The sequence below is a fragment of the Amycolatopsis sp. NPDC102389 genome (assembly GCF_044765885.1).
Taxonomy (GTDB): Bacteria; Actinomycetota; Actinomycetes; order Mycobacteriales; family Pseudonocardiaceae; genus Amycolatopsis.
In genome coordinates this window covers 1-11,807 of record NZ_JBIWKX010000111.1, presented here as the reverse complement: position 1 = coordinate 11,807, position 11,807 = coordinate 1, and the positions used below count along the sequence as shown (strand labels likewise).

Below are 11,807 nucleotides of genomic sequence, written 5' to 3'. Positions count from 1 at the left end.
AACTCCAGAATGTCCACGTGCTCGGCCACCTGATTCGCCAACGTCAACGCCGACGGAAGATCCAGCACATCCAACGCCACCTGCAACTCCACAACAAATCTCCTCACCACACAACGGAAAACCAGAACCCCACCACCATCACCACCCCACCCCCACAGCAGCAACACCCCGCCACATCCGAAAACACAATCCCCCGATACACACAACCGATAACCACCCCGATCCCGGGGAGTCTTACGCTCGATGTCGTGACGAAGAATCCCTTGATCGCCCCGTCCATCCTTTCCGCCGACTTCGCCCGGCTCGCCGACGAAATGGCCGCAGTGAAAGGAAAACCCGGCCGCGGCGCGGATTGGCTGCACGTGGACGTCATGGACGCGCACTTCGTGCCGAACCTGACCCTGGGGCTACCGGTCGTGCGGTCGATTCTGGCCGCGACCGACATCCCGGTGGACTGCCACCTGATGATCGAGAAGCCGGACCGGTGGGCGATCGGCTACGCGGAAGCGGGCTCCTACAACGTCACGGTGCACGTCGAGGCCGCCGAAGACCCGATCATGCTCGCGAAGAACCTGCGGGCCGCGGGCGCGAAGGCGGGATTGGCGATCAAACCGAACACGCCTTTGGAACCCTATATCGGCGTGCTCAAGCACTACGACACTTTGCTGGTGATGTCCGTGGAGCCCGGCTTCGGCGGGCAGAAGTTCATCGCCGAAGTCCTCGGCAAGGTGCGCAAGGCGCGGACGATGGTGGACACCGGCCACCTGAACCTGGTGGTGGAGATCGACGGTGGCATCAACACCGACACGATCGAGCAGGCGGCCGAGGCCGGGGTCGATTGCTTCGTCGCCGGCTCCGCCGTCTACGCGGCCAAGGATCCCGCACGGGCCGTGGAGGGACTGCGCGGTCAGGTGGAAGCGCTGCGCGGACGGTCCTATTGAGGGGTAAGTCAAACGTGGCGTTCTCGGACGGGCGGATGGTGGGATGAAGGCTCCCTTCGCCGCGTCTAATGCGGTCAAAGAAGCCTTCGACCCTGGTCAAGCGCGGGTCGCGAGTGGCAAGCATCGGTCACTTTAACCGGAGAAAGTGTCCTTTATGGACACCCGGGAGCGTGCCGACCCTCTTCGGCAAGCTCGCTGCTGCCACTCAGGCCATCGCGCCACCTTTGCCTTACCCCTCAATAAGTGGCGTTTCGAGTGCCGGTGGGGTTAAGGCGAAGGTGACGTGTCGCGAAAGCCACTTTCGCGACGTGTGATGTCCCGAAAGTGGCTTTCGCGACACGAGCACCAGGGCAAAGCCGGCGACGTGAAGCGAGGTCTCGGAGCCCGGCCACGGCGCCGGACTCCGAGCCCCGCCTTCACACTCCGAGCATCCGCCGGAGATCCGGGGCATGGCGCCGCGAAACGGGAACCAGTTCGGGAGAACGGGAATCCGTGATCAGGAAGAGTTCTCCCTTGATCCCGCGTTCCAGCTCGGCCACCCGGCGAAGGTTGACCAGATACCGCCGGTGCACCCGGCGGAACCCGTGCGGTGCCAGCATCCGCTCGACGTTGTCCAGGCCGCGGGTCGCGGCTTGGATCCGGCCCCGTTCCGTGGCCAGCCAGACGATGTTCCGGTCGGCTTCGGCGTAGCGGATCTCAGACGGAGCCAGCAAAACCAGCCGGTCCTTCCGCATCCCGATGACGCAGCGGGGCAGTGAACCGATCACGTCGTCGGAACTTCCGTCGTAGGCCTCGCCTTCCTGCACACCGAACGCGCACAGCAGGCCCACCACGTGATTCGAGTCGACGACGGAACGCAGGGTCAACGAGGTGGGTTCCTCGCCGGGACACACCGGCAACCGCGCGTAGCCGCTCCACTGTGTACTTCCCTGCGCCTGTTTTTTGGCCCACCGCACCACGTCGGGCAGCCCGGGAATGTCCGGGGTCCAGCGCTCCGCCGGTTCGGTCGCACCCGCGACGATGGGCGTTTCGCCGGTCAGCCCGAGCAACGCGACGGCCGATTCGTTCGCGGCGATGATGTTCCCGCCGCGGTCCATGGCCAGGAAGGAACCGCCGTCCTGCGGGCTTTCCTTGGCGAACTCGGCGATCACCTTGTCCGCTTCGTAGATCGCGCGCCGATAGATCTCCTGCTCGACGCACGCGACGGCCTTCGTCAGCCACGGCGGCACGAACTTGGACAGCGACGCGTTCCAGCGCGAGATGTTGATCGACGCGACCGGTGCGCCGGTCACGATGTCGCGGATCGAAACACCCGCGCACGCCCACTGGTGAAAGGCTTCGCACCAATGCTCCGGACCGGTGACCGTCACCGGGCCGGACACTTCGAGCGAAGTCCCCATTCCGTTCGTACCGGTACATTCCTCCGACCACGAGGACCATGGCGCGAGATTGTGCAGCTCGGCTCGCCGCCGGGCGGAGGGATCGCCCCAGGCGCCGAGGACCCGCCCATCCCCGTCCGTGACGGTGACGACGGCGCCATCCTGTTCGACTTCCTGGCCCGCCAACGCACCGAGACCGCCGAGCGCGGTGAAGATCACGCCGTTGTCCGCCCGCTGGGCCTCGTCGCCTGTCGCTCCCGGCGCGACGTCCAGTCTCCGGTCCACTTCGTACCGATCCCGGCATCGGTACCACGACGCGAGGATTTCGGGCCGGACGCCCGTCTCGATGTCCTCGCCCGAGGCGAAGTTCTCCCACGCGCGGGCCACTTCTCTCGCCGAGGAGGTGGTCACCAGCGAACCATCGGACACCTGGTCACGTCTGCCGGGCCGACTCGATGCGATCACGAGCGGCGGCACTCTCCCGGTCATCGCGACCTCCTTGTCGCCCGCGCACCGGGGTTTCCTGGGACCTCCGGGCAGTGGCAGAGGAAACAAGGTAACCCGGTGCGACACGAGATTTCAATACACATTCTCAACGTTTGGAAACATTGTTGTAGAACCACCTGATCGGCGGGCTGCGACCGGCACTGGAGGTACCCAGCCGTCGAGCCGATGAACCCCTTCCACGGTTAACCGCAGGCAAATTGTCGTCCAAAAGGGACGGGCTCTCGATTTACGATCACCCGTCCGGGAATTCCCGAATACACCGTCGTCTTGATCGAATCGCCTACCCGAAGCGGAAACCGGAAAGATCTTCATCTCACCGCGAGGCAACACCACCGGGTCAGGTCCGCCTTACCTCACGATAACTAGAGATACACGATTTCCCCGGCGCGGAAACGGATCGACCGCTGATGAGCCGACGGCCGCCGTTGGTCATCACTTCACGACCGTTCGTAGGTCGTTCACCCGCGCTCGTCCCAGGCCGGTTGCCCTCGAATCCGGCGGGCGTTTAGCTTGCGGCGGCGGCCGAGGGACGCGACCCGGCCCGATACGCGAGCAGGTCGTCCGCACCGGACGGGTGTCCGCCGTCCGGGCGGGCACCAGACCAAAGGCGGTCTCAGATGGCACAGGTAGCCCGGCCAGGCCAGGCCACGCACAGTCGCGGCGACTCCACCCCGCGTGAAGCGTGGGAGCGGTTCGCGCGCGGTGAGGACGACCTCCGTGGCGTGCGGCCGGAGATCGCGATCTCCTGGCACCGGTGCCGTGACCAGTACGGGGTCGACCCGCTCCTCACCGAGGCCCCGGCGGCCGTCGCCGAGGTCGGGCACGCCCTGGAGCACGACGTCGTGATCGCCGAGCTCGGCTTCCGCGCCGCCTCGCTGGCGCACGAGGTCAACACCCTCGGCGGCATCGTGACCATCACCGACGCCTCCGGCCGGGTACTGGCCCAATGGGGTGACCAGGCCACCCGCGCCGTCGCCGCCGGCGCCAACCTGGCACCGTGGTCCTGCTGGGCCGAGGGCGCCGCCGGGACGAACGGCATGGGGACCGCGCTGATGTCCTACGCCCCCGTGCTGATCCGCGGCGCCGAGCACTGGTGCGAGGCCTTCCACGGCTGGACCTGCGCCGGCGTGGCGGTGCGGGACGTGGTGACCAGGAAGCCGGTCGCGGTGCTCAACATCTCCTGCTGGCGCGGCGACCTTCCCGGAGCCGTGGGGACCTGGCTCGGCAACGCCGCCGCGAAGACCCAGCGCATCCTGCGCCAGCACGCCAAGGACGACGGCGCCGAACTGATCGCCGCCTTCAACCACAGCAGGTCGGGCTCGCGGGCACCGCTCGCGGCCGTGGATCCCGCGGGCCGGGTCGTGCTCGCCGACGACACCGCGGGCGTGCTCCTCGGCATCCCGGGCTCCACGCCGGCACCCGATCCCGCGGTCCGCTGGAAGCCGGAACTGCCGGAGTTCATCCGGGCGGCCGAATACGCCGCCGCGCAGGCGTCGCGCAATCCCGGCTGGTCCGGTTCGACGCAGATCCGCACCCGGCTCGCCAACGAACCGACGTCGATCAGCTTCCGGCCGGTCTTCCTGGCCGGGCACCTGATCGGCAACATCGTCGCGTTCGGCGTGTCCGACGGGGAGCCGGTGCAGCGGACGGTCGAGGACTCCCCCCTTCGCGCACAGCCGCACCGGATGGTCGCGACGCGGGAGAACCGCATGGTCCTGCTACGGCTCCCCGAGGTCTCCTTCGCGCAGTCGGACGGCAACGACGTGTGGCTCTCCACCGACCAAGGGCTGTTGCGTTCCGCCTCGCCGGGCCTCGACCGGCTCGAAACCGAACTGAGCGATTCCGGGTTCCTCCGGGTGCACCGCCAGTACGTGGTGAACCTCAGCCGGATCCGGGAGGTCGAGCGGCGCTACAAGGGCGAACTGTTCCTGGTCATGGACGACCGGGAACAGACCATGGTGCCGGTTTCCCGGCGGAACGCGCCGATGGTGCGCCGAGCCTTGGAGATCTGACCGGCGTCAGCCCCGGTACCGGTGTACGTCGCAGACGCAGTACATGAGACGGCATTCGAAGCACTCGGGTTTGTCGACGCACGTGATACAGCGCTCGCAGTGCACCGGCTCGGTGTGCCGCGCGACGTCGTCCGGTCCGTAACGCTCCCCGCAGTACAGGCACGGCAACCGTTCCTGGCGGGTTGTCGTCGTCGGCTGGTTCATCGTTGCACCTCCGTCGGCCGAAACGCCGAAACGGTGGCCGGGCCGCCGGAGCGACCCGGCCACCGGCCGGTATCTCAGTGAAGATCCCCTGTCACAGGGAGAAAACGATCAACGCGGCGCCGTGGCCCTGACCGGACAGGCCGGGAACGATGCCTTCGAGCCAGCCACCCCAGCCGACCGGCACCGCGACGTGCTGCTTGCCGTCGACGGTGAAGGTGCTCGGGCTGCTGTGGTGACCGCTACCGCACTGGAAGCTCCAGAGCTTCTCACCCGTTTCCGAGTTCAGCGCCAGGAACTCACCCGAAGGCGTGCCGGCGAACACCACCTTCCCCGCGGTGCTGAGGGTCGACGCGGCCATCGGCATGTTGTTGAGCCGGTGGCGCCACTTCTCCTCACCGTGGGAGTCGAACGCGCTGACCGACCCGGCCATGTTGTCGATGTCGACCTCGACGGCGGCACCCCAGTAGGGCATGCCCTCCTTGAACTCACGGCGACGCCGGGTGGCGGTGGCGCCCACGTCGGCGACCGGGACGTAGAACAGGTCGAGGTCCGGGTTGTACGACGCGTGCGTCCATTCCTTCGCACCGGCGGGGCCGGGGAAGAAGTGGCAGGGCTCGCCTTCCTTGTCCGGGTACTTCCGCGGGGTCACCTTGCCGTCGCGGGTGATGACGCCCCAGTCGATCCGGTCGACGAACGGCGTGACGTGCTGCAGCTCGCCGTTGGTGCGGTCGAGGACGAACATGTACCCGTTCTTGTCGAAGTGGGCCAGCAGCTTCTTGCCGTCCCGCTCGAACAGGGTCATCTCCATGGTGGAGTCGTAGTCCCACAGGTCGTGCGGGGTGAACTGGTAGTGCCACTTGATCTCGCCGGTGTCGACGTCGAGCGCGACCACGCTGTCGGTGTAGAGGTTGTCCCCTTCACGGACCTCGCCGTCGAAGTCGGGAGCCGGGTTGCCGGTGCCCGCGTAGTAGAGGTTCAGCTCCGGGTCGTAGGTTCCGGTGACCCAGTGGTTCGCCCCGCCGCGCTGCCAGGCCTCGCCGTCGGCGGGCCAGGTCTCCGAGCCGGGCTCACCCGGCTTCGGCACGGTGTAGGTGCGCCAGCGCTGCTCGCCGGTCTCCAGGTCCCAGCAGTCGATATGCCCGCGGACGCCGTACTCGCCGCCGGCGGAACCGGTGATGAGCGTGTCCTTGATGACCAGCGGAGCGATCGAAGCACTCTCGCCCGCCCGCACGTCACCGATGGTCTTCTGCCAGACCTTCCGGCCGTTGGTGGCGTCGAGCGCGACCAGCTGGGCGTTCTGGGTCACCATGTAGACCTTGCCGTTGGCCACCGCGCAGCCGCGGTTGACGTTGGCACAGCACAGCGTGACGTCGATGGGGATGGCGTGCTTGTAGCGCCACAGCTGCTCGCCGGTCTTCGCGTCGAGCGCCCAGAGCCAGCCGTCCCAGCCGGTGACGAACATGACGCCGTCGACCACGAGCGGGCACGCCTCGAAGGCGTAGGTCGAGGTGGAGGCGATCATGCCGGTCGCGCTCGCCTGGAAGATCCAGGCGACCTTCAGGTTCTTGACGTTGTCGACGTTGATCTCGTCGAGCAGGCTGTGCCGCTTGCCGTCGTAGTCGCCGTAGTAGGTGATCCAGTTCTGCGATTCACTGCGCGCCTGGAGGATGCGCTCGTAGTTGACGCCGCGCGTCACGTCCGGCGCGCTGTGCGGCAGGTTGGAGAGCTGACTGTGATCGAACGCCTTTCCGGCGTCGACGTATTCGAGAGTCATGGGTGATTCCTGCCTTTCTACGGCCGCGGCTGGGCGGGTCGGTCGAGCTTGGCTTCCGGCGGGACCTCGCCGGTCACGACGATGGCGGCGGTCAGGCCACGGCCCTCGTCGTTACCCGCCGGCGAGCCGTACCAGTAGCAGCCGGGGCCGTCGAGTTCGAGCGTCGCGGTGCCCTTGGAGTGGTTCAGCAGGCCGATGAACTGCTTGTCGCCGTTGCTGGGCAGCAGACAGGCGTGGGTGTTCTTGTCGTCGTTGATGATCGTCAGCTCGAGAATCCCGGCGTGCGGCATGATCAGCACGCCCGGCTCCCACGTCATCGCGTCCTCACGGATCCGGATGGTCGCTTCCATCGTCCCGTCGGCACGCTCGGTCGCCTTGGCGATGCTTCCGGACCCGAGCACGGCACCGATGGTGGCCCTGTTCTGTCCGCCGAGCTCGGCCAGGAGATCTTCTCGTTCCTGGGCAATCGTCATCGGACTTCACCTCCTCGTCAGCAGGAAATGCTTATTTCGACAGATTCGCTGAAATGTCGCCTACACGAAATCGACGTTCGTATCCGGCGCTTGACCTCTGTAACGAGTTCGAACCCTACCCCGCCGAATGCCATTCCGATATCCATTGCCACCGACCGGCCCGGCTCCGCCGTTCGCCCGGCGGTAGGTACCGTTCGTGCCCCGACTCAACGGGAAACCCTTGTCGTGAAACACTTTCATCGACTCCCTCGCCGCGGCTCGAACCGGCCGAGTTCCATGACCTTCACCCAGGCCGCCACGAAGTCACGGACGAACTTCGCGCCCGCGTCCTCACTCGCATAGACCTCCGAAAGCGCCCGCAATTCGGAGTTCGAGCCGAAAATCAGGTCGACCCGGCTCGCGATCCACTTCAGTTCACCGCCGGTTCGGTCACGGCCTTCGTAGACCGCCGTCCAGACCTCCTTGTGCCGCCTCGGAAACCACTCCGTCCCCATGTCCAGCAGATTGACGAAGAAGTCGTTCGTCAGCACTCCCGGCGACGAGGTCAGCACCCCCATCGAGGAATCCCGGTAGTTCGCGCCGAGCACCCGGAGCCCACCGATCAGCACGGTCATCTCGGGCGGGGTCAGGGTCAGCAGATTCGCCCGATCGATCAGCAGATGTTCCGGCGCCGCCCAGAAACCGTCACCCAGGTAGTTCCGGAAGCCGTCCGCCTTGGGCCGTAACGCGTCGAACGACTCGACGTCGGTCCATTCCTGGGTCGTGTCGGTGCGCCAGGGCCGGAACGGGACTTCGATCTCGTGACCGCCGGCCGCGGCGGCCTGTTCCACCGCGGCGCACCCGCCGAGCACTATCAGGTCGGCCAACGAGATTCGCTTGTCCCCCCGCTGGGATTCGTTGAACCGCCGCTGGATCGCTTCCAGCTCGGACAGCACGACAGCCAGCCGCTCGGGCTCGTTGACCTGCCAGCCGCGCTGCGGGTCGAGCCGGATCCGAGCCCCGTTCGCGCCGCCGCGTTTGTCGCTGTCGCGGTACGTCGAAGCCGATGCCCACGCCGTCTTCACCAGCTGCGCCACCGTCAGGCCGGAAGCGAGGATCTCGCGTTTGAGGACGGCGATGTCTTCGGCGTCGACCGGTTCGTGGTCCATTTCCGGGACCGGGTCCTGCCAGATCAGCCGTTCGGCCGGGACGAGCGGCCCCAGATAACGCCGGCTCGGACCCATGTCGATATGGGTCAGCTTGAACCACGCCCGCGCGAAGGCGTCCTCGAACTGATCCGGATGCTCCAGGAAACGCCGGGAAATCGCCTCGTAGACCGGATCCTCCTGCAACGAGAGATCCGTGGTGAGCATGACCGGATGGTGTTTCGTGTCCGGGTCGAAGGGGTCCGGCACGGTGCCCTCGCCCTGGCCGTCGCTTGGGATCCATTGCCACAGACCGGCGGGGCTCAGCTCGACGTCCCACTTGTACTCGAACAGCGTCTCGAGGAACGTGTGGTCCCATTGGACGGGCGTGCGCGTCCACATCCCTTCCAGCCCACTGGTGACCGTGTCCGCCCCGACACCGCTGCGGCAGCCGCCCATCCAGCCCAGCCCCTGATCGGTGAGCGGCGCGGCCTCGGGCTCGGGGCCACCGGTCGCGTTCGGGTCGGCCGGGCCGTGCGTCTTGCCGAAGGTGTGCCCGCCCGCGATGAGCGCCACCGTTTCCTCGTCGTTCAGGCCCATCCGTTTGAAGGTCGTCCGGATGTCGCGGGCCGCGAGCACCGGGTCGGGATTGGTGGCCGGGCCCTGCGGATCGACGTAGATGAGCCCCATCTCGGCGGCCGCCAGCGGCTCGTCGAGCTCGCGCAGGCCGCTGTGGCGTTCGTCGGCGAGCCACTTGCGTTCCGGACCCCAGTACAGCTCGTCGGCTTCGCAGACCTCGGCCCGGCCGCCGCCGAACCCGAAAGTCTTGAACCCCATGGATTCCAAGGCCCGGTTGCCGGCGAAGATCATCAGGTCGGCCCAGGAGATCTTGCGTCCGTACTTCTTCTTCACCGGCCACAGCAACCGGCGGGCCTTGTCCAGGTTGCGGTTGTCCGGCCAGCTGTTCAACGGGGCGAAGCGCTGCATTCCCGCGCTCGCGCCACCTCGGCCGTCAGTGGCGCGGTAGCTACCCGCGGCGTGCCAGGCCATGCGCAGCACGAGCGGACCGTAGTGCCCGAAGTCGGCAGGCCACCAGTCCTGCGACGTCGTCAGCACTTCGTCGATGTCACGCGCCAGTTCGCCGAGATCCAGTGTCGCGAATTGCTCGGCGTAGTCGAAGTCCGCGAACAGCGGGTCGTCCGCGGGCCGACGGCGCAAGGCCGTCAAGTCGACCCGATCCGGCCACCAATCTCCCGCGTCGCCGCCCGCCGCCGGATGATTCCGCCGCCGGGTCTGCCGGGTCTCGCCAAGGACCTTGTCGTAGGTCCGGTAGACGTGGGTATCGGGATTCTCGGGCATCGTCGCCTCCCCAAATGCCAGCGCCGCCTAGGAAGTGTCCTGTCAGCCGAAGACCAGTGGCAGCAGGATCGCGGCGCCGAGCAACGAGATCCCGCTGAACAGATCGGCGCGAATCCGGACGACCTTGGCGGCCATCCTCCCGACGTACAGCCCGGCGAACGACATGACCACCGTCATGGCGCCGAACGTCAGCATCGGGACCACGAGGGAGAAACCGGCGATCCCCAGCCCGGCGCCCGCGACGAAATTGTCGACGGTCAGCGAAAGCGGCATGCCGAAGAGGGTCACCCACGGGTGATCCATGTCCTCGGGCTCCGGATGCCGGATCGCCCCGACGATGAAGTACACGCCGTACAGTCCCAGCGCCGCCGCGCCGATGTACTCCGCCCAATCCCCGAGGAAGTCACCCAGGTAGCTGCCGAGGATCCCGCCCAGGAGCGGGCCCAACGCGTCCCACAACCCGAAGACGAGGGCGACCTGCAAGGCGCGCCGCCAGCCGAACGGAATCGTGCCGATGGCTATCGACGAGCGGAAGTTGTCGAGACTGAGCCCGAAGGCGAGCGCGAGCAGCGGCAGGAATTCAAGAGACATCTGAACCACCTCGAAAGCGCATACAGGGTGACCAGGGAGAGCAGGCCGAAAAAAGGGCGTGACGCAAGGCCCCGCGGGATCGAGGTTTTCGATCCGGGGCCTTGCGTCAACGCCGGCGTAGCCGAACCGCAGGCTTTCGGGTACCTGCCGCGACTACGGGAAAACGAACAGCACGGGCCCGGGAGCCCGGCCGTCAGCCACGGTAGAAGTAGCCGGTGGCCTCAGCGCACACCTCGACGACGGTGTACTCCGGAGTTTCCCACTTCATATTTCCTCCTCGCTGTCGACTACGCCCGGCGACGGGGCGGACCGGGCATTCGTGTTCCGCGTAAACTCGAGGACCAACTCACGAAATTTCGCGGCTATGAAAGAGCATCCTCGATTTAACGAAGCCGGGGCAACCGACCTTGAACCACTGGGTGGCAACCGGTGCCGAACGGCGTCCTGGAGCCCACGAACGGGGTGGGCGGATGGACGGACGGCCCGGGGCGCCGCACCCGCTCCGACCAGGGGGACAGCCCCGCCGAGGGGCCCCGGCCGGGGCTCATAAGAACCTCACCGTGGCCTATAAGGCTTTCCGATGGCGATCGGCCGATTCGCGATCCGTCGATCCCCGAATCCGGGATTAAACTGCCGACGTGCGAATCTACCTTGGCTCCGATCACGCCGGACTCGAACTCAAGAACCACTTCGTCGAAAGGCTCGCCGCCCTCGGCCACGAAACGATCGATGTCGGGCCCGCCGCCTACGACGCGAACGACGACTATCCGCCCTTCTGCGTCGAGGCGGCGCGGCGCGTCGTGGCCGACGAAGGCAGCCTCGGGATCGTCATCGGCGGTTCCGGGAACGGGGAACAGATCGCCGCGAACAAGGTGCCCGGCGCGCGTGCCGCGCTGACCTGGAACGTGGACACCGCCGCACTCGCCCGGCAGCACAACAACGCGCTGCTGGCCGGCATCGGCGCCCGGATGCACACGGTCGAAGAGGCGGAACGGATCGTGGATGCCTTTATCGGCACCGAATTCGAGGGCGGACGGCACCAGCGCCGGATCGATCTGCTGACCGAGTACGAGCGCACCGGCGTGGCGCCCGCGCTGCCGGGACTTGAGGCATAAGACCTGGGCGGGGGGTGTTGTGAGCTGGGGGCGTTGCGGGCTGAAGGCTCCCTTCACCGCGTCTGATGCAGTGAAAGGAGCCTTCAGCTCCCGGCCGACCACGGGTCCGGCGCCCCGTGTCCATTTAGGACAGATCCTGATGGCCAGATGTCCGTTTGATGCTTCTATGAGCAGTTCCACGCGGGGGTCGCGAGTGGCAAGTGGGGTTCTATTGAGGGGTAAGGCAAACGTGGCATGGTCGGTGCGGGTGGGTGGGGGGGGGGGGGGGGGGGGGGTGTAGACACAACCACCACCACAACCCCCCCGCGCCCCGCCCGCACGGCAACTA

Annotated in this window: 9 protein-coding genes; 3 read left to right on the top strand and 6 right to left on the bottom strand. The window is 66.9% G+C overall.

Translation table 11 applies throughout. The features are described 5' to 3' along the window. Positions 1 to 263: 263 nt before the first annotated feature. Positions 264 to 941 carry a ribulose-phosphate 3-epimerase gene (rpe, locus tag ACIRGA_RS40235; RefSeq protein ID WP_400952592.1) on the top strand — a complete coding sequence of 226 codons (678 nt, stop codon included), beginning with the start codon at positions 264 to 266 and terminating at the stop codon, positions 939 to 941. A 416-nt stretch (positions 942 to 1,357) separates the two neighbouring features. Here rpe and ACIRGA_RS40230 read toward each other — a convergent pair whose 3' ends face one another. Beyond that, positions 1,358 to 2,809 carry a LytTR family transcriptional regulator DNA-binding domain-containing protein gene (locus ACIRGA_RS40230; RefSeq protein ID WP_400952588.1) on the bottom strand — a complete coding sequence of 484 codons (1,452 nt, stop codon included), beginning with the start codon at positions 2,807 to 2,809 and terminating at the stop codon, positions 1,358 to 1,360. 635 nt (positions 2,810 to 3,444) lie between these two features. Between ACIRGA_RS40230 and ACIRGA_RS40225 the strand changes: the two genes are divergently transcribed. Further along, positions 3,445 to 4,839: a LytTR family transcriptional regulator DNA-binding domain-containing protein gene (locus ACIRGA_RS40225; protein ID WP_400952584.1), complete on the top strand. Its 1,395-nt coding sequence runs from the start codon at positions 3,445 to 3,447 to the stop codon at positions 4,837 to 4,839. Positions 4,840 to 4,845: 6 nt separating this feature from the next. Here the strand turns inward: ACIRGA_RS40225 and ACIRGA_RS40220 are convergent, their stop codons facing one another. The 5 genes from ACIRGA_RS40220 to ACIRGA_RS40200 all read right to left on the bottom strand — a co-directional run bounded on the left by ACIRGA_RS40220 (position 4,846) and on the right by ACIRGA_RS40200 (position 10,364). Further along, positions 4,846 to 5,043: a recombination activating protein 1 gene (locus tag ACIRGA_RS40220; RefSeq protein ID WP_400952581.1), complete on the bottom strand. Its 198-nt coding sequence runs from the start codon at positions 5,041 to 5,043 to the stop codon at positions 4,846 to 4,848. A 91-nt stretch (positions 5,044 to 5,134) separates the two neighbouring features. Then, positions 5,135 to 6,817: a PQQ-dependent dehydrogenase, methanol/ethanol family gene (locus ACIRGA_RS40215; protein WP_400952578.1), complete on the bottom strand. Its 1,683-nt coding sequence runs from the start codon at positions 6,815 to 6,817 to the stop codon at positions 5,135 to 5,137. Between the two features lie 17 nt (positions 6,818 to 6,834). Next, positions 6,835 to 7,290, bottom strand: a complete 456-nt coding sequence (locus tag ACIRGA_RS40210) for an MSMEG_3727 family PQQ-associated protein (protein ID WP_400952573.1) — start codon at positions 7,288 to 7,290, stop codon at positions 6,835 to 6,837. 236 nt (positions 7,291 to 7,526) lie between these two features. Then, entirely contained in the window at positions 7,527 to 9,773 is a 2,247-nt protein-coding gene (katG, locus tag ACIRGA_RS40205; RefSeq protein ID WP_400952569.1) for a catalase/peroxidase HPI, read from the bottom strand. A gap of 42 nt (positions 9,774 to 9,815) precedes the next feature. Further along, the gene (locus tag ACIRGA_RS40200; protein WP_400952566.1) at positions 9,816 to 10,364 is read right to left on the bottom strand and encodes a manganese efflux pump MntP family protein; all 549 of its coding nucleotides are present in this window, start codon (positions 10,362 to 10,364) and stop codon (positions 9,816 to 9,818) included. A gap of 638 nt (positions 10,365 to 11,002) precedes the next feature. Here ACIRGA_RS40200 and ACIRGA_RS40195 point away from each other — a divergent pair. Next, positions 11,003 to 11,479: a ribose-5-phosphate isomerase gene (locus ACIRGA_RS40195; RefSeq protein ID WP_400952562.1), complete on the top strand. Its 477-nt coding sequence runs from the start codon at positions 11,003 to 11,005 to the stop codon at positions 11,477 to 11,479. Positions 11,480 to 11,807 lie beyond the last annotated feature (328 nt).